Source organism: Acinetobacter sp. YH12151 (assembly GCF_013418355.1).
In the GTDB taxonomy this organism is placed as follows: domain Bacteria; phylum Pseudomonadota; class Gammaproteobacteria; order Pseudomonadales; family Moraxellaceae; genus Acinetobacter; species Acinetobacter pseudolwoffii.
Map to the genome: position 1 here is coordinate 17,908 of NZ_VPCG01000008.1, position 18,834 is coordinate 36,741.

General features: G+C 45.8%; 16 protein-coding genes and 3 pseudogenes. 8 read left to right on the plus strand and 11 right to left on the minus strand.

Going from position 1 to position 18,834, the window contains the following annotated elements; translation table 11 throughout:
- Positions 1 to 84 precede the first annotated feature (84 nt).
- Together gpmI and FTU82_RS04540 are read left to right on the plus strand one after the other, a co-directional pair.
- Entirely contained in the window at positions 85 to 1,632 is a 1,548-nt protein-coding gene (gpmI, locus tag FTU82_RS04535) for a 2,3-bisphosphoglycerate-independent phosphoglycerate mutase (RefSeq protein ID WP_180101065.1), read from the plus strand.
- 30 nt (positions 1,633 to 1,662) lie between these two features.
- Positions 1,663 to 2,835, plus strand: coding sequence for a S41 family peptidase (locus FTU82_RS04540; protein WP_180101066.1), 1,173 nt, complete (start codon positions 1,663 to 1,665; stop codon positions 2,833 to 2,835).
- Here the strand turns inward: FTU82_RS04540 and FTU82_RS04545 are convergent, their stop codons facing one another.
- From FTU82_RS04545 to FTU82_RS04570, 6 genes and pseudogenes are all read right to left on the minus strand, one after another.
- Complete coding sequence (locus FTU82_RS04545; protein ID WP_180101067.1) at positions 2,836 to 4,260, minus strand: sigma-54 dependent transcriptional regulator; 1,425 nt, start codon at positions 4,258 to 4,260, stop codon at positions 2,836 to 2,838. It lies immediately after the preceding gene.
- Positions 4,261 to 4,274: 14 nt separating this feature from the next.
- Positions 4,275 to 5,096, minus strand: a pseudogene (locus FTU82_RS04550) (PAS domain-containing sensor histidine kinase); the annotation flags it as partial.
- 12 nt (positions 5,097 to 5,108) lie between these two features.
- Positions 5,109 to 5,519: pseudogene (locus FTU82_RS04555) on the minus strand (transposase family protein); the annotation flags it as partial.
- A gap of 37 nt (positions 5,520 to 5,556) precedes the next feature.
- The gene (locus FTU82_RS04560; RefSeq protein ID WP_152872730.1) at positions 5,557 to 5,961 is read right to left on the minus strand and encodes a transposase family protein; all 405 of its coding nucleotides are present in this window, start codon (positions 5,959 to 5,961) and stop codon (positions 5,557 to 5,559) included.
- A 90-nt stretch (positions 5,962 to 6,051) separates the two neighbouring features.
- A pseudogene (locus FTU82_RS04565) lies at positions 6,052 to 6,792 on the minus strand (histidine kinase); the annotation flags it as partial.
- A gap of 22 nt (positions 6,793 to 6,814) precedes the next feature.
- On the minus strand, positions 6,815 to 7,450 hold the full coding sequence (locus FTU82_RS04570) for a response regulator (RefSeq protein ID WP_005108454.1): 636 nt from the start codon (positions 7,448 to 7,450) through the stop codon (positions 6,815 to 6,817).
- Between the two features lie 219 nt (positions 7,451 to 7,669).
- Between FTU82_RS04570 and FTU82_RS04575 the strand changes: the two genes are divergently transcribed.
- Positions 7,670 to 8,737 carry a serine hydrolase gene (locus FTU82_RS04575; RefSeq protein WP_141667085.1) on the plus strand — a complete coding sequence of 356 codons (1,068 nt, stop codon included), beginning with the start codon at positions 7,670 to 7,672 and terminating at the stop codon, positions 8,735 to 8,737.
- A 54-nt stretch (positions 8,738 to 8,791) separates the two neighbouring features.
- On the opposite strand, the gene thrC is transcribed toward FTU82_RS04575, so the two are convergent.
- From thrC to xerD, 4 genes are all read right to left on the minus strand, one after another.
- Entirely contained in the window at positions 8,792 to 9,931 is a 1,140-nt protein-coding gene (gene thrC / locus FTU82_RS04580) for a threonine synthase (RefSeq protein ID WP_005094446.1), read from the minus strand.
- Positions 9,932 to 9,988: 57 nt separating this feature from the next.
- Positions 9,989 to 11,293, minus strand: a complete 1,305-nt coding sequence (locus tag FTU82_RS04585) for a homoserine dehydrogenase (RefSeq protein WP_005094444.1) — start codon at positions 11,291 to 11,293, stop codon at positions 9,989 to 9,991.
- Positions 11,294 to 11,418: 125 nt separating this feature from the next.
- Complete coding sequence (locus FTU82_RS04590; RefSeq protein ID WP_100329427.1) at positions 11,419 to 12,231, minus strand: DsbC family protein; 813 nt, start codon at positions 12,229 to 12,231, stop codon at positions 11,419 to 11,421.
- Between the two features lie 99 nt (positions 12,232 to 12,330).
- Complete coding sequence (xerD, locus tag FTU82_RS04595) at positions 12,331 to 13,248, minus strand: site-specific tyrosine recombinase XerD (RefSeq protein ID WP_180000939.1); 918 nt, start codon at positions 13,246 to 13,248, stop codon at positions 12,331 to 12,333.
- 175 nt (positions 13,249 to 13,423) lie between these two features.
- Here xerD and FTU82_RS04600 point away from each other — a divergent pair, with 175 nt between their 5' ends.
- The 5 genes from FTU82_RS04600 (at position 13,424) to ftsW (ending at position 18,570) form a co-directional block, all read left to right on the plus strand.
- Positions 13,424 to 13,684 carry a FeoA family protein gene (locus FTU82_RS04600; protein ID WP_004281065.1) on the plus strand — a complete coding sequence of 87 codons (261 nt, stop codon included), beginning with the start codon at positions 13,424 to 13,426 and terminating at the stop codon, positions 13,682 to 13,684.
- On the plus strand, positions 13,681 to 15,537 hold the full coding sequence (locus tag FTU82_RS04605; protein WP_005094440.1) for a ferrous iron transporter B: 1,857 nt from the start codon (positions 13,681 to 13,683) through the stop codon (positions 15,535 to 15,537). The genes FTU82_RS04600 and FTU82_RS04605 overlap by 4 nt, the downstream gene beginning before the upstream one ends.
- A gap of 56 nt (positions 15,538 to 15,593) precedes the next feature.
- Positions 15,594 to 15,845, plus strand: a complete 252-nt coding sequence (locus FTU82_RS04610; RefSeq protein WP_005094438.1) for a DUF6587 family protein — start codon at positions 15,594 to 15,596, stop codon at positions 15,843 to 15,845.
- 161 nt (positions 15,846 to 16,006) lie between these two features.
- A complete protein-coding gene (gene murD, locus FTU82_RS04615; RefSeq protein WP_180101068.1) occupies positions 16,007 to 17,353 on the plus strand; it encodes a UDP-N-acetylmuramoyl-L-alanine--D-glutamate ligase in 1,347 nt (448 codons plus the stop codon).
- Between the two features lie 20 nt (positions 17,354 to 17,373).
- Positions 17,374 to 18,570 carry a putative lipid II flippase FtsW gene (gene ftsW / locus FTU82_RS04620; protein ID WP_005094435.1) on the plus strand — a complete coding sequence of 399 codons (1,197 nt, stop codon included), beginning with the start codon at positions 17,374 to 17,376 and terminating at the stop codon, positions 18,568 to 18,570.
- Here ftsW and FTU82_RS04625 read toward each other — a convergent pair.
- Positions 18,559 to 18,819, minus strand: coding sequence for a zinc ribbon domain-containing protein (locus tag FTU82_RS04625; protein ID WP_005094432.1), 261 nt, complete (start codon positions 18,817 to 18,819; stop codon positions 18,559 to 18,561). The genes ftsW and FTU82_RS04625 overlap by 12 nt on opposite strands.
- Positions 18,820 to 18,834: the final 15 nt, after the last annotated feature.

An 18,834-nucleotide genomic window follows, 5' to 3' on the forward strand; every position in this document is an offset into this window, starting at 1 on the left:
TAAACCATACTCTGGTCATGGCCTCTTTTTGCAAACTTCGCTAAAATAGAGCGATTAATTCGTAGACGAACAGAGTATTTCATTATGACGGATGCAACTGCTGGCAAAATCCCTCACGTTTTGGTGATTATGGATGGTGTGGGTCATCGCGAAGCGGTCGAAGACAACGCGTTTTTAGCAGCTAAACGACCAAATTTAACTGCAATGCAGGACAAGCATCCGCATGGTTTGATCTCGGGTTCAGGCGAAGATGTTGGTCTGCCAGATGGCCAGATGGGGAACTCGGAAGTCGGACATATGAACCTCGGTGCAGGTCGTGTGCTGTATCAGGATTTTACCCGGATTACCAAAGACATTCGTACCGGTGATTTCTTCAATCATGAAGTACTCGTCGATGCGGTGGAGAAAGCCAAAGCTTCAGGTGGTGCAGTGCATTTGCTCGGCCTTTTATCTCAAGGTGGTGTGCATTCGCATGAAGACCATATTGTTGCGATGGCTGAACTGGCACTGAAACGTGGTGTCAAAGTTTATTTGCATGCTTTCCTGGATGGTCGTGATACGCCGCCACGAAGTGCCCAACCGTCATTGGAAAAACTGGATGCGCTGTTTGCACAATATCCGGGTCAGGGTCGTATTGCCAGCATGATTGGTCGTTACTTCGCGATGGATCGTGACAACCGTTGGGATCGCGTCGAACAGGCCTATCGTTTATTGACTGAAGGCGAAGCGGCCCGTACAGCTGCCACCGCAGTTCAAGGTCTGGAACAGGCTTATGCCGCAGATGAGTCGGATGAATTTGTCAAAGCCACCCGCATTGGTGAGCTGGCAAAAATTCAGGATGGCGACAGCGTGGTCTTCATGAACTTCCGTGCCGATCGTGCCCGTGAATTGACTCGCGCATTTGTAGAAAAAGATTTTGCTGGATTTGCACGTAAAGTGGTGCCGAACTTAGCCAAGTTTGTGATGTTGACGCGTTACCAAGCAACGATTGATGCGCCTGTGGCCTATATGCCAGAAGCGTTGGTCAACTCGATTGGTGAATACCTGTCAAATCTGGGTAAAACCCAATTGCGTATTGCTGAAACTGAAAAATATGCACACGTGACGTTCTTCTTTAGTGGCGGTCGTGAAGATGAATATCCGGGTGAAAAACGTATCCTGATTCCATCACCAAATGTAGCAACTTATGACCTCAAACCGGAAATGAGTGCTTATGAAGTGACTGATGAGCTGGTCGCTGCGATCAATTCAGGCGAATTTGACCTGCTGGTGGTGAACTATGCCAATGGTGATATGGTCGGTCATACCGGTGTTTTTGATGCCGCAGTGAAAGCGGTCGAAGCGGTCGATACCTGCTTAGGCCGGGTTTATGAGGCGGTGATGGCGCAAAAAGGTCATATGATTGTGACTGCCGATCATGGTAATGTAGAGCAGATGCAGGACTATCACAGTGGTCAGGTGCATACTCAACATACCACTGAATTGGTTCCATTTATTTATGTAGGTCCAACTCAGGCCACGATCGCAGAAGGTGGCGTATTGGCAGATGTCGCACCGACCTTATTAAGTCTGATGCAAGTTCCAGTCCCTGCGGAAATGCAAGGTCGTAACCTGATTCAGCTTGATGCATAATTTTCGATAAAATTCTAAAAAGGTCAAAGAATGGAAAGAACACGCTGGAAGTCTGTTGTAATACCATGCTTACTGATGTGTTTGAGTCATTCAGCTTGGGGTGCGGGTTCAAATGAGCCCGCATTCGATGATATGGAAATGGATGGGCAGGCCTATTCTGAAATTCCTGTAGCATCCATTCAGGAATTCGTACAAATTTATGGCATCGTGAAAGACAATTATATTCAAGATAAAAATGACGATGCCTTATTTCAACAGGCTATTCAAGGTCTGGTCAGTGGCTTAGATCGCTATTCCCGTTATTTGTCGCCTGAAGATTATAAGCAGCTGCGTGAATATACCGAAGGCGATCTGGCCAGCATTGATTTCGATCTGCAATTTAACTCGCAGATGAAGCAATGGATGGTGCAGGGATTGAGCGCCGATGCCGACTCTGCCAAGCAGGGACTGCGTAATGGTGTCACGGTCTATAAAATTGATGATCAGGTACTGAGTAGCCTGAATCAGGAACAAGTCCGGCAGTTATTGAGCGGAGCAGTTGGCTCTACGCTCATGATCCAGCTTTCCCCGCAAAGTCCGGCCGTTCGTCTGGTCCGCAATACTAAACTGGATACTGAAATAAAATCGAGCTTGCACAATAATCAGGTGCTAGTTTTACAGGTCAAGGTTTTTCAGCAAGATACTGCCAATGAAATCAAACGTCTAATCGAAAGCTATGCCGACAAGCGCCTAAAAGCCGTGCTATTTGATTTGCGCAATAACCCGGGAGGCTTATTGTCTGCAGCAGTAGAATCTGCCGATTTATTTTTGAATCAGGGCGTGATTGTCTCGACCAAAAGCCGTGCTGAAGGCAACCAGCAATTTCAGGCCTTGCCGAGTTTTGAGTTCCAGAATTTAAAAGTTGGGGTGCTGATTAACAACCGCTCGGCTTCTGCAGCAGAAGTGTTTACTGCAGCCCTGAAAGAACATAACCGTGCCTGGGTCGTAGGCGAAAAAAGTTATGGCAAAGGCGTAGTACAGAAACTCTTTCCTTTAAGCAATGGTTCGGCTTTACAGATGACGGTATCGCAATACTTTAGCCCGAGCGGCCAGACGATTGAAGGGCGAGGGGTGCAGCCGCATTTCAATTATCCGTTTAAGCAGGAAATGCGTGAGGAGAGCTATCTGGAACATGTTACAGACTTGCTGCTCCTGCAAAAATAATTATTCGTCTTCTTCGGTATCCAGTCCGAACTTTTTCAAGCGATAGCGCAGGGAGCGGAATGACATACCGAGCTTTTTCGCGGCCAGTGTGCGGTTCCAGTGCGTTAGATTCAGCGCATTGAGTAGGACTTCTTTTTCAATCTTTTCTAAATATAGCTCTAGGCCTTCTTCTGGGAGCTTTCTCGGGGCAATCAGGGTGTCAGTCGCAATGATCTCGCTCGTGAGCGTATTCATCTCCTGAGCGCTGTTAAGAGCCTGACGTAACGGTGCACTTTGCAGGTGCTGAAGATCAATGCGTTCTTCATCACTCAAGGTAATTGCACGTTCCATAATATTACGCAATTCACGTACATTACCCGGATAATATTGTTCCAATAAAAATTCTTTACTGCGTTCTGTCAGTTTTTTATTGGCAATGCCCCATTCCTGGCAAATCTTCTGAATAAAATGTTCGGCGAGTAAGAGAATATCCTGACTCCGTTCACGCAGCGGCGGTAAAGTCAGATCCATCACATGAATACGGAAATATAAATCCTGACGGAATTTGCCTTGTTGTACCAAGGCTTCCAGATCCTGATGCGTGGCACTGATGACGCGGAAATCCACATCAATTTCAGTATCTGAACCGAGGGGACGAATGCGTTTTTCCTGCACCGCACGTAACAGTTTGACCTGCATAGCAAGTGGTAATTCGGCAATTTCGTCCAGAAACAGGCTGCCACCATGTGCCGATTGAATCAGCCCCTGTTTGTCCTGAGCGGCGCCAGTAAAGCTGCCTTTCTTATGCCCAAACAGTTCGCTTTCCATCAGTTCGGTGGGAATCGCGCCACAGTTAATTGCAATAAAAGGGCCTTCATTACGGTTGCTCAGGCGATGGACCAGATTGGCCACCACTTCCTTGCCAGTTCCCGATTCGCCAGTAATAAAAACCGGTGCCTGTGAGCGGGCAATTTTTTGTAAGGTAATACGTAAGTGCTGAATCGGTATCGATTGCCCAATCAGCATTTTATGTTCTAAAGCATCATTTGGATTATTATGGGAATAATCCACCGGTTTATTCAGCGCTTTTTGTAGCAGCTGTTCCAGATGTTTCTGATTGATCGGTTTGCTGACAAAGTCAAAGGCACCAGCTTTGAGCGCTGCAATCGCAATTTCCATATTGCCATAAGCAGTCAGAACTGCCACTGGAAGTGCCGGATAAAGATTGCCAATCCATTCCAGTAACTCCAGACCATTGCCATCGGGCAGGTTTAGGTCAGTCAGGCAGGCATCATACTGATGATCTGCAAGGCATTTTTTAGCATCTTGCAGACGATGGGCAATATGCGTACGAATCCCCATGCGCAGCAATGACATTTGCATCAGGGTGCACAAATCTTCTTCATCATCCACCAGTAGCACCAGTGGCTGTTGTTCCACGCTCATTTGCCTTGACCCCTTTATACCGTAATACGTTGGCAGCTAATGCGAAAGCATGCGCCCTGTTCTTGTTGTATATAGTTTAATTGTGCCTGATTTGCTTCACAAAAACTATGTGATAAGTACAGTCCTAATCCGGTTCCACTAATCGAGGTGCTGAAAAAAGGTTGAAATAATAGGGCCTGGTCGTGTATGGCTACACCTGAGCCGAAATCCCGGATATCAATCCAGACCCGATGTTCATAGGGATGTATATTCAGCTGAATGTAATTGGCATCTGCTGAATTGTGACGGATGGCATTGCGAAGCAGGTTAATCAGGACTTGACGAAATTGTGCTTCATCGAACTGAATCAGCAGCGGCACATCAATATTAAATTGAATCTGATCGCAAATATCGGCCAAATCTTCCTGGATAAATAACGGGATAAATTCATTGAGATGAATCGGCACCGGATGGGTTTCTTTATTTTTGACCATATTCAGCGTGTCCTGAATAATCCGGTCGATCCGGGTCGCCTGTCGGCCAATCATCTGGTTGAGTACTTGTTGTTGTTCATTGTCAGAGTCAAGGTATAAATCATTGGCCTGCACAATAGCTGCCAATGGATTACGAATTTCATGCGCAATACTGGCTGAAAGCTGGCCCAGTGCAGCAAGCTTGAGTTGCTGCACCTGTTGATTGAGTTTTTTGGCATCCTGTAACACCAATAACATCAGAGTTTGATGCGGCACAATCAGCTTTTGTACCTGTACATGAATGTTATAGCGACTTTGCTGTGATTCAAATTGAAAACGCTCGCCATTTTCCAGCGTTTCAAACTGGATCAGTTCAAACAAGTCATTAGACTTCCTTCATAAATCATTTTTCAACCAATTTAATTGTTTATCTTTCACCCAATCTAAATTGTATATGCCAGCAAGTAAATTAAACCGCAGGTTTAATCGTTTACGACGATTTCTATATACACAAGATAAAATCTTAAAACATTTCATCCTTCCAAATACATGCTCTACTTGAATTCGTCTACGACCAATCTCTTTATTTAACTTTTTTAATTCAGAATCTAGTTTTTCAGTTTTCTTTGCTTTAGATGGCATGAGGCATCCAAAACCCAATTTCTTTATCCCTAAATACCCCTTATCAACGATAAAAAAGGGCTTAAATTTTAATTTCCTCATGCTTTTTTTAAATATTTTAAAATCATGCATGCTTCCATGACTTCCACATACACTCAGTATTTCACCTGTTGTATAGTGCATAGATAGCTGAAATTTAAAGGTATGTCGCTTTTTTTTACCGCTATACCATTTCTTCTGTTTTTTTTGGACGTTGAACTAATATTTCAGTTGCATCAATCACAACAACTTCCCAATCCACTTCATCTCGATTAGGAAGTTGTTTTGGCAAGTTAAATTTTCCAGAACGGATTAAGGTATCTTCAATAACGCGTGTGATACGAATTGCACTCGTTTCAGATACACCGTAACTCATACCAAGATGGAAAAATGTTCGATATTCTCTCCAATATTCTATACATAAGAGCAAACGATCTTCCAACGGTAATTTATGTGGTCGTCCTTTACCAATATGACAAGGTAACTCCTTATTTAGCTCGGCCAACATGAGGTTAAATGTAGCCCAACTAACACCGGTAAGCCTACGAAACTTAACGTCTGATAATTTTTGAATATCTTTGAATTTCATCCAAGGATTATCCCTTGGATGAAATAATTTTGCTGATTAATTTAAGATCAAATAAATTGTACGTTTTTTGATTTATGACGGAAGTCTATTTTGAGATTGGTATAACGAAAATCTTTCATGGGCATACATTGGTTCAATGCCCAGCAGATGACAGGCAGCTGGATTACTGAGCACCACATGGTAATTCTCATCTAAGACCAGATAGCCAGTTTCAATCTGTTCCAGAATATAGCGGTTAATATTCTGTAAGCGATATAGTTCAAGCGATTGAGAAAAATTTAGGTTTTCTAGAATCTGAAAGCGCCGTACCGCAATTTGTCCTGAGCCATAGACGACAAAAAACAGAAAGGCCAGCAGGGCACTATTCCCGATATTGGAAAGTGAGGAAAAGGCAAAAATACTGCCGATAAAATGCTGATAGATGATACTAATTACCGCAATCAGGGTGATGATCAGGGCTTTCTTGGCATCCAGTAATAATGAGGCTGAAAAAATGGTAATAACAAAAATCAGTCCGAGATGGACATTTGGACCCTGACTGGCCAAGGTCAATAAACTAAGAAAAAAGACATCGCTGGCAAAAATCAGAATGAACTGTGGCTGAATCAGGCGCTTTACCCATCTTAGCGTAAACAGCTGCACAGTATTGACGGCGACGCCAATCATTAAGGCATAGTGATAGAGTTTAGGATACTGATAATCCGCAGTCATATCGGGATAAGTCAGCAGGAAAATCAGCAACAAACCGGTGCTGATCAGTAGGCGATAAGCGCTATACCAGATACCAAGATGATATTGATTGAGTGCAGAATAACTGGATTGTTGTGCCATATGCACCGGAACTCGTTAAAGACTAAGGTTTAATAAGTCCATAGCGCATGGCTAGATGAGTCAGTTTGACATCGCTATCGATATTCAGTTTTTCAAAAATACGGTAACGATAAGTATTCACGGTTTTAACACTTACAAAGAGCTTGTCAGCAATTTCCTGCGCGCTGATACAGTTCACCACCATCATCGCCACTTGCATTTCACGTTCTGACAGTGCATCAAAAGGCGATTGCTGTGTATCAGAAAGGTAAGAACTCGCTAACTGTTCTGCAATGTCGGCACTAAAATATTTACCGCCTTGCATGACTTTATTGATGGCGCGAACCATTTCTGAAATCGGCGCCCCTTTGGTAATATAACCTTTGGCTCCGGCTTTTAATAACAGCGAAGGATAGGGTTCTTCTGCCAGACCGCTGACAGCCAGTACTTTGGTTTCAGGGGCGCTCTGAAGCAGACGACGCGTGGTTTCTACGCCACCAATGCCCGGCATATTCACATCCAGTAAAACCACATTCGGATGATGCTGACGAACCAGAGAAATCGCTTCTTCACCAGATTCAGCCTGTCCAATCACCTGAACCTCCGCATGGTCTTCCAGCATTCTGCAAATTCCAGTACGTACTAATTCATGGTCGTCCACAACTAAAACTGTGATCACCTACGCTCTCCCTCTGTTAAAAAAATCATTTTTTTGTTACATAAAGCAAAATAAGCTTGCAATGAAAGTACAAAATTAGCAATCCTATTCGCAAGATAAAATCTGAAACTTATCACACAGTGTCAAGATCAAAAAATGTTCTGCAATGTGTTTAAATGTAAGGCATATTAGAGGTAATACGCAAATCAATCTTACCTCTGTTAGTTGAGTGAAGAAATAGTGAAGAAAATAAACAAGTCTTTAAGGCATGTATTGGGCCTGTCCGTGTTAGTCAGCATGAGTGCGACAAGTTTTGCTGAAATCATTATGAATTCTGGCACGACAGAGGGCGGATCCAGCATTAGTTGGTCTTCTGAGGAAGTCAATCAGCTGATGAGTGATGATTTCCGTGTGGCTGCTGATGAGCCTTCGCCACCCGGTTCAGCCACCGTGACCACGACCTTGCGTCAGAGTGTACCGAGCACCCAGCAGTCGGTCAGTGTTCAGCAACCAGCAAAAACAACACAGATTTTTGATACAAACAGTTATAGCAATCAACCCTCTGTAAATGCCCGTGCTGCATTGGTTATGGATGCGCAAACCGGTGAGGTACTGTTTAGCAAAAACACCAATACCGCTTTGCCGATTGCATCTATTACCAAATTAATGACAGCAGTGGTGATTTCCGATGCACGTTTAAACATGTCAGAAAAAATCACGCTGCAACAGGCTGATTTCTCTTGCGCAGGTTGTAAAAGCTCAAGCTCGACCTTACGTGCTGGCGATAGCATGAACCGTGCCGAAGCTTTATTGTTTGCTCTAATGAAGTCTGAAAACCCGGCAGCTGCAGCCTTGGCGCGAACGTATCCAGGTGGTCGCAGTGCATTTATTGCAGCGATGAACAGTAAGGCCAAGGCCTTAGGCATGAATTCATCCCGCTTTATGGAATCAACCGGCTTACACCCTGGAAATGTGGCATCAGCACGTGATTTGGGTATTTTAGTGAATACCGCTTCTCAATATGGTTTGATTCGTCAATTCTCGACCACACCAAGCTATGACTTTAACTTGGGTTATCGTGTACTGAAATCGAATAATACCAATGCACTGGTGCGTAACGGCGGCTGGAATATCAATATTTCTAAAACCGGTTTTATTAATGAAGCAGGGCGCTGTGTGGTGATGCACACAACCCTGAATAACCGTCCGGTGGCAGTGGTACTGTTAGGTGCAAATAGCTCACAGGCGCGTACCAATGATGCGACCCGTTTGATGAGCTGGGTCAGCCAGCAACCAAAACGAATCTAATCTCTGCGCTCATAAAAAACCCTGCAAATGCAGGGTTTTTTATTCTGGCTGAAATTACATGTTCGACAGAATAGAGTCTTTTACCTGAGCCATGGTTGCATCGATAGACAGCATCACCGCATCGGCACATTGTTTGATCGCGGTATCTGGATCTTTTAGACCATTACCGGTTACGGTACATACGATTACTGAACCTTCAGCGATTTTCCCTGCTTTTATATCACGGATTGCACCGCCAACAGACGCAGCAGATGCAGGTTCTACAAATACACCTTCATACATCGACAGCAGACGTTGCGCTTCAAGAATCTCCGCATCCGTCAGTTCATCAAACCAGCCGTTTGAATCACGAACGACAGCTTTGGCATGATTGAAGCTTTGCGGATTACCAATACGAATGGCAGTTGCAACAGTTTCCGGATTTTCTACTGGACCACCACGCAGGAACGGAGCAGCACCAGACGCTTGGTAACCGGCCATGATTGGCAAGCCAGCCGGTTTAGGACCAGTGAAAGCATCGGTTTCAGCATCGTAAATCACTTGCTCAAATTCTTCTTTCGACTGATTGGCCACCGCTTCGGTATAGCCCATCCAGTGTGCAGTGATATTACCTGCGTTACCCACTGGCAGGCAGTGGTAATCCGGGGCACGACCTAAAGCTTCAACGATCTCGTAAGCAATGGTTTTTTGACCTTGCAGGCGGTACGGGTTGATTGAGTTTACAATCGTTACCGGTGCCTGATCCGCAACTTCCTTCACCAGACGCATGCCGTCATCGAAGTTGCCACGAATTTGCATGGTGATTGCACCATACATCATCGCTTGGGCCATTTTACCCATGGCAATTTTGCCTTCCGGGATGAGTACGAATGCTTTGATACCGGCACGAGCAGCGTATGCAGCCGCAGCAGCAGAAGTATTACCAGTGGATGCACAGATGATGGCTTTAGAGCCTTCTTCAACGGCTTTGGTCACTGCCATAGTCATACCGCGGTCTTTAAATGAACCAGTCGGGTTTAAGCCCTCGTACTTCACATAAATTTCAACATCTTTACCAATAATGCGTGGAATATTCTCAAGCTTGATCAGTGGAGTATTACCCTCACCCAAAGAGATCGCACGAGTAGTTGCAGACACTGGTAAACGGTCGCGATAGCGGTCAACTAAACCAGTATAACGATTGGCATTCGACATGATGATGTTCCAATTGTGTGTAGAGCTTGGCAAGGGGAAATACTCCCCTTAACCCGATTAATTATCAAGCGATTCTAAACGAATTCGTACAATTTCGCCATGAATGACGGGTAATGCTTGAATTTGTGAGAGCGCTGCATCCATTTTTGATTCGACGATAGGATCGGTCAGAATCACGATCGGAATAAGGTCTTTTAAGCGAGGTTGCTGCATGATGGCATCGATACTGATTCCGGCACGACTGAGGATCGTGGTGACATCGGCAAGCACGCCCATTTGATCTTCGGCATTAATACGGATGTAATAGCCGGTGGTCATTTGTTCACGACTCAAGATCGGTAAATCGGTCAGGGCTTCAAAGGCCAGTTGCGGAATGGTTCCAGCACCGTCTTCGGTATAAATGATATCACGGACAATATCCACCACGTCTGCGACCACAGCAGAAGCCGTTGGGCCTGCACCCGCACCTGCGCCGTAGTACAGCGTTGGGCCAACCGCATTGGCTTGTACCAGTACGGCGTTTTTCACGCCATTGACGTTGGCAATCAGTTCTTCTTCAGGAATCAGGGTTGGATGAACACGGAGTTCAATCCCGGCATCGGTGCGGCGTGCAATTCCCAGGTGCTTGATACGGAAACCGAGGTCTTCTGCATATTTCACATCTTGTGCAGTGACTTTGCCAATACCTTCAGTAAAGACTTTGTCAAACTGTAGCGGAATACCAAAGGCACATGAAGCTAGAATGGTCAGCTTATGTGCAGCATCAATACCTTCCACGTCAAAGGTTGGATCGGCTTCGGCATATCCGAGTTCTTGTGCTTCTTTGAGTACGTCTTCAAAAGTACGGCCTTTTTCACGCATTTCGCTGAGAATGAAGTTACCCGTACCATTGATGATGCCCGCCAGCCATTCAATCTTGTTGGCCGCCAGACCTTCACGAATCACTTTAATAATGGGAATACCGCCAGCCACTGCCGCTTCATAGGCAATCTGCACGGCATTGTCTTCAGCCGCTTTAAACAGCTCATTCCCATGTTCAGCCAATAGCGCCTTGTTGGCAGTGACAATATGCTTGCCATGTTTCATGGCTTCCATAATGATTTCAAAAGCAGGATGAATCCCACCCATGACTTCGACCACCACGTCTACGTCAGGTTGACGCACGATGTCCATCAAGTCTGCACTTTGTTTCACTGATGCAGGTAGGTCCAGATCAGGACGTGGACGACGGGTGCCTACATAGGTAATTTCAATTTCACGACCGGTGCGACGTTTAATCTCAGCAGCATTTTCTTTTAATAGTTTCAAGGCACCACCACCTACAGTACCAAGACCGAGGATAGCCAGACGAACTGGTTTCACGTCACACTCCAAATAAACAGTTTTTTACGAGAACCTAGATCATAGCTAAAAAAACGCCATGACTCTAGGGTCATTTCAGAATATCTTTATGTATAAAATAAAGTTAAATAACGTATTAAAATGAGTTATTTAAGTCGCTTCAATAATTCAGCGCTAGACAGATATCCGCCTAGGTAAACCCCTTCCGAACTATAAATGGCAGGGGTGCCATTGACGCCCATATTCAGGCCCATGTGATATTGATCTTGAACAGGATTTTCACATTTCTCTGCACTAATCTGTGCGCCGGCAATGGCCTGATCAAAAGCACTATGACGGTCAGCACTACACCAGATTGCTTCCATGGCCGGCATATGCTGTTCACCACGCGGCCAGGCGATATAACGAACCTCAATACCTTTACTATTCATTTCATCCATTTGTTCATGGAATTTATGGCAATACGGACAGCTGACATCGGTAAAGACATAGACCACATGCTTGGCCTTGCCTTTGGCCGGATAGATCAGCAGATCTTCTGCTTTCAGTTCGGCAAAGAGTTTGTTGTTGATTCCGGCTTGCAGGTTTTCACTGACATTATGCAGCTGTTTATCACCGAGTCGGATCACGTCGCCCTGAATCAGGTATTTACCATCGCTGGTGACATAGACCGCAGACATACCTTCCAGACTGACCCAGAACAGGTTCGGTACTTCGGTGGTTTTAATATCGATAATTTTGGCACTGATCCCCGCAGTTTTGAAATGCTTTTCCAAGGTAGAGACCAGACGCTGTTGTGCATTGCGTTCGGTCAGGGTAGAGGCTTCTCCCGTTGCTGGTGCACTTGCAGTCAGTGTATCTTGCTTTTTAGTGTTGTTATCGGAATTGGAACATGCGCTAAGCCCCAAACCAGCAGCAAGTGTACAAGCCATAAAAACTTTTGAGCGGGCAAATGTCATAAATAACCCTTTTCTTCTTGGACTAAAAACAGAGCATTAGCATAACAAAAAAAAATACAAACACGTCAAACTTCTCAGTTTATTCCATGTGTAGATGTTTTAAGCCCGTGGATGATGCGCTGCATGCAGCTGCTGCATCCGCACTTGCGCCACATGGGTATAAATCTGGGTGGTCGACAGGTCACTATGTCCAAGCAGCATCTGTACCACACGTAAATCTGCGCCATGATTGAGCAGATGCGTTGCAAAGGCATGCCGCAAGGTGTGCGGTGACAGCTCGGATGCAATTCCGGCCTGTAAAGCATAGCGTTTAATCGCATACCAGAAATTTTGCCGGCTCATGATGCCGCCATGCTGAGTCAAAAACAGATAATCGGTTGAGGTCTTATACAGTTGTGGACGGGCTTCATTCAGATATTTTTCCACCCATTCACAGGCCATGTGTCCCATCGGTACCAGCCGTTCTTTATTGGCTTTACCGACGATGCGTAAATAGCCCTGTTTTAAGTTAATCAGTTCCAGACGTAAGTTAATCAGTTCAGTGACACGTAAACCGCAAGCATACAGCACTTCAAACATGGCACGGTCACGCAGGCCTAAAGCAGTATTGATATCGGGGGCATCAATCAAGGCCTCAACATCGGCTTCAGACAGGTCTTTGGGCAAGGCACGGCCAAGCTTCGGGGTTTTATGCGCTGCCACCGGATTATCACTACGCAGCTTCTGTTCACGCAGAAATTTATAAAATGAACGCAAGGCTGACAGACAGCGGGCAATTGAGCGTGGGCTTTTTTGCTGTTTGGTCAGTGCAATCAATACATCGGAAATATCGTCATGGGTCCATTCTGGCAAAGGCTTGCTCAGACATTCTGCACATTGCAGCAAATCAGATAAATAGGCATTTCGGGTGTGTGGACTAACCGTTTGCGCAATCAGATAATCACGAAAACCCTGTAAATAGCTCAAGGCTTCAGGAATTTGAACCGGGGCGGGAATACGGGGTTTTTTATTCAGCATAGGGTGCAAGGATCTGATCTGAAAAAGCGATGAATTTAATAGGTATTCTCCACTGTAGTTTAATTTCACCAGACTGTCGATGTGATATAAAAACTAATTCAGCATGTAATCAATCTTATTTGTTAATTATTCTCATTTGTTTGTATACTGTACAAAATAGTTCAGGAATTTCACGGTGCGTTTGTCTGATTTAAAAGCAAAACAAATTGCCATCATTCGAAAAGTGAGTCGAACAACTGATGGTGAAAGTGCTCTACACGATGTCGTCGCGAGTCGTTTGGAAACTCTAGGCTTTGTGCCGGGTACGAAGGTACAGGTGATTACGAAAGGTATTTTTGGTGGAGATCCCATTTTGATTCAAGTTGGATTTACCCGTTTTGCTTTGCGTAAATCAGAAGCAGCCAAAATTGAAATCGAACAGGCGGTATCGGCATGAGTGATACATTACGTATTGCCCTTGTCGGTAACCCTAATTGCGGTAAAACTTCATTATTCAACCATTTAACCGGAACACGCCAAAAAGTTGGTAACTATGCGGGGGTCACGGTTGAACGTAAAGTCGGTACGTTTCAGCTTGCTTCAGGCAAAGCGGTGCGGGTACTGGATTTGCCAGGAACTTATAGTCTGGATGCGACCAGTCCGGATGAAGAAATCACCCGTAATGTGGTGCAAGGTAAAATCGCAGAAGAACAGCAGCAGGATGCATTCTTATGTGTAGTAGATGCCACTAACCTGAAACTGCATCTGGGTCTGGTCCTAGAAATGATTGCTTTGGGTCGTCCGATTCTGGTTGTACTCAACATGATGGATGAAGCACGCCGTCGTGGGATGCAAATCAATACCCAGAAGCTGTCTGAACGTCTCGGCGTGCCCGTGGTGGAAACTGTAGCGGTACGCAGTTCAGGGATTGAAAACCTGAAGAATGCCCTGGATCAGGGAAAATTCTCGGTACCGCAGACTGAACTGAGTGGCTTAAAGGGTGACCCGCATCAGCAGGTAGAAGTCATTCTGAACGACGTGGTCAATTTCGTCGATCAGGAAGACAAACGTACTGATTTTCTCGACAGGATTTTTTTACATCCGGTACTGGGTCTACTCAGCCTGGCTGTAATGATGTTCGTGATTTTCCAAGCGGTATTTGCCTGGGCTGCGCCGTTTATGGATGGCATCGAAACCTTCTTTGGTTGGCTCGGTGAATTCCTCGGTGAATATATTGCTCATCCTTTACTGAATAGTCTGGTGGTGGACGGGATTATTGCTGGTGCCGGCGGGGTGGTGGTATTCCTGCCACAGATTCTGATTCTGTTCTTCTTTATTCTAGTCTTGGAAGAATCAGGTTATTTACCACGAGCAGCCTTCTTGCTCGATAAGCTGATGTTTAAAGCGGGCCTGTCAGGCCGTGCCTTTATTCCGTTATTGTCCAGCTTTGCCTGTGCCATTCCGGGCATCATGGCATCGCGTACCATCAGTGATCCGCGAGATCGTTTAACCACGATTTTTGTGGCACCGCTGATGACCTGTTCAGCACGTTTGCCGGTATATGCCTTGCTGATTGCAGCTTTCATTCCACAGCAAACTGTCTGGGGTTTTATGAACCTGCAAGGTCTGGTGTTATTTGGCCTGTATATGGCGGGTATTGTCAGTGCTCTGGCGGTGTCTTTTGTACTGAAATTTTTCCATAAAGATAAATCCCAGCACATGCTGTTGATGGAGCTGCCAAGCTACCGTTTCCCGGATCTGAAAAACGTCTGGATCGGCTTGCTGGATCGCGGCAAAATCTTCTTGAAGCGGGTCGGCGGTATCATCTTTGCCTTATCGATTGTACTCTGGTTCCTGTGTACCTTCCCGCAACCCCCAGAAGGTGCGACTTTGCCGGCGATTGATTATTCACTGGCAGGTATGCTCGGTCATCTGATGCAGCCAATCTTTGCACCGCTCGGTTTTAACTGGCAGATCTGTATTGCCTTGATTCCAGCCATGGCAGCACGTGAAGTGGTGGTTGCTGCATTGGGCACTGTCTATGCACTGTCTGCCGTAGATGACGATGCAATGTCCGAAGGTCTCTCTTCACTCATCAGTAGTGGTGGTGATCTGGGCTGGTCAGTGGCGACAGGTCTGTCTTTACTGGTGTGGTTTATTTATGCACCGCATTGTCTGGCAACTTTGGCGACAGTCAAACGTGAAACTGGTTCCTGGAAAACGGTCAGTATCATGACGGTTTACCTGTTTGGCTTGGCATATTTCATGTCATTCCTGACTTATCAAATTGCTTCATATTATTTGGGCTAATCTCAGGTTGGCCTCGGCCCGTTGAGCTTGCCTGAGTATATGCATGGGAGATTGAGATGATTGAAATTCTGATTGTGGCGGCACTGGTGCTGTGGAGTGCGCTGGTGGTATTTAAAAAGGTGTTTCCGAACACCTCTCACTCAGTCTTCCAGAAGCTGTCTGATGCCTGCGCAGCAAAAGGCTGGACGCGTCTGGCCAAATGGCTGCAACCGGGTATGGCTGCAGGCTGTGGTGGCAACTGTGCCTGTCCGGTGTCGGAGCAAAGTGCACAGGAAAAGCCGGCCCAGCAAGCGGTCAAATGGAAATAAGTTCCTTTTTGGCTGTAATTTTAAAAACCGTCATGAGCATGACGGTTTTTTTACGCATGGACACAAAAAAATATGCAGAAAGCTCAATCAGAAAAGGCATTCAAAACAGCAAAGTGCTACCATTTCGTCAGTTTCAAAATAGACCAAAATATGGGGCGAAAATGTTAATACAACGTGGTGGGTTAAAAGTCGTTGCAGGACTCGGAATATCAGGTGTTGCAGCAGTCAATTTCTTACATGACCAGGGCTACCGCGTTGCAATAACGGATTCTAGAGCCATCCCTCCGGGACATGACCAGATTCCGGCCGAAGTCCAGACCAGTTTCGGCCAGTTTGATGCCGAGCTGTTGCTGTCTGCAGAAGAAATCGTGATCAGTCCGGGACTGGATCCAAAATTGCCAGAAATTCAGGCGGCGATGGCGCAGGGTATTCCTGTGGTGAGTGAAATCCAGATTTTACGCCGTGCTACGGATAAGCCCATTGTCGCGATTACCGGTTCCAATGCCAAAAGTACAGTGACCACTTTGATTGGCTTAATGGCAGCCGATGCTGGCAAAAAAGTCGCGGTCGGTGGCAATCTGGGACGTCCTGCACTGGATTTAACCAAAGATGATCCTGAGTTATATATCTTAGAATTATCCAGTTTTCAGCTGGAAACTACTTCAAATCTGGCGGCTGAAGTGGCGGTGGTACTGAACATGAGTGAAGATCATCTGGATCGGCATGGCGATATGATGGGCTATCACACCGCCAAGCACCGGATTTTTCAGGGTGTGAAAAAAGTGGTGTATAACCGGGATGATTCTTTGACCCGTCCTTTGGTGCCAGATGTGACGCCGATGCAAAGTTTTGGCCTGAATGCACCCGATATGAACCAGTACGGGATTCTTAAAGATACCGATGGTGGCATCTGGTTGGCGCGTGGTCGTGAACGTCTGTTAAAAAGTACCGAGATGTATATGCAGGGCACGCATAATGTTGCCAATGCCCTGGCTTGTCTGGCACTCGGTGAAGCGATTGGTTTGCCATTGGACAGCATGCTAAACACTTTAAAAACCTTCAAAGGTCTGGAACATCGCTGCGAATTTGTCAAAGCAGTGCAGGGCGTACGTTATTATAACGACTCCAAAGGCACCAACATCGGTGCAACCTTGGCGGCTCTCGATGGTCTCGGTATGGCGATTGAAGCCCAAGGTGGCAAAGTTGCGATTATTCTCGGTGGACAGTGCAAAGGACAGGACTTTAAGGCTTTGCGTGAATCATTGAGTAAATATGCCAAGATTGCAGTGCTGATTGGTGAAGACCGTCCGATCATCGAAGCAGCGATTAGGGGCACGACTGAGCTGGTTCATGCAGAGAGTTTGCAGCAGGCCGTAGAAACCTGCCAAAAGCACACCCAGGCAGATGATGTCGTGCTATTGTCTCCTGCATGCGCAAGTTTTGATATGTTCTCGGGTTATCCTGAGCGTGGTCGCAAGTTTGTTGCGTATGTGAATGAACTCAATTAAGAATAACAAGGATTCGTGATATGGCTGGGTTTGCTCAGACTACGATCAATAAACTAAACCAATTTTATAGCCAGTGGGTACCCAAGCTCCCCGCTGAGCTAAATCCACGGAATGTACTAATTTTCTGTGTATTGGCTTTACTGTGTATTGGTTCGATCATGGTGGCATCGGCCTCGATGCCTTATGCTGAACGTATGCATGAAAATGCCTTTCATTATATTAGCCGCCATGGCATTTCGATTTTTGTGGCAGCAGTAGCCGCCTATCTAACCTATAAAATTCCCTTAAAGGTCTGGTTTAATAACACCTTCTTTTTGTGGATTATTACCATTGTACTGTTGGTGGCCGTGCTGGTGGTCGGGACTGAGGTCAATGGTTCCAAGCGCTGGATTCGGGTGGCCGGATTTACCTTGCAGGCCTCGGAAGTGGCGAAAGTGATGATGGCGATTTTTACCGCGGACTATGTGGTACGCCGTGCGGAAGAAGTCCGGAACAATATTAAAGGTTTGGTTCGTTTAAGTGCGATTATGGGTGTGACCGTCGGTTTGATTATTCTTGAGCCGGACTTGGGGGCAACCGTAGTAATTACCTTGACCATGCTTGGCGTGTTTTTCCTCGCGGGTGCGCCGTGGATTCAGTTTGGTGTGGCCTTTATGACCTTGGTCGGTGCATTTGCCGCAGCGATTTTATTAGAGCCTTATCGCTTGCAGCGTTTGATGTCTTTTTCAAATCCATGGGAAGATCCACTGGGTAGCGGTTATCAGCTCTCGAATGCACTAATGGCCTTCGGCCGTGGTGAGTGGGCCGGGGTTGGATTGGGGCACAGCATTCAGAAAATGTCTTATCTGCCTGAAGCGCATACTGATTTTATGCTGGCGATTTTAGGTGAGGAATTTGGCTTTTTAGGTATTGCGACCATCCTGATCCTGTCTTTTACCATGCTGGTCTGCTGTATCCGGATCGGACATCGTGCCTTGCAACATCAATATCTACGCGCCGGCTATCTGGCCTATGGGATCTGTATCATTTTCCTGTTACAGATTCTGGTGAATGCCGGTATGAATATGGGCGTGTTACCGACCAAAGGTTTGACCCTGCCATTTATTAGTTATGGGGGTTCATCATTGATTATCTGTGCGGTGATGATCAGTTTAGTGCTGAAAATTGATTCGACCACTCGGCAGGTCAATCCAAGCCGGGAAGAATCAAGCTTCTAGATTGGAGTTGGACCCGGGCTCCGGCTGAGCATGGTCAAGCACTGTGCTCGGCATTGCAGTTCCGCAATTGGAACAGGTCACAAAAGCAGTTTTAGGCTTGGAAAGTGGAATCAATGGAATAAAAAACAAAGAAAAATAATGACGTTGCTGTTTCAGCTCATAGCCTGTACGGGTTCGGCAGACTGGACACAGGAACTGGCTCTTTTCAATAGTTTTGGTTTTAGGGCCGAATCCAAAAATAAAAAACATCTGCTTTTCCTCTCT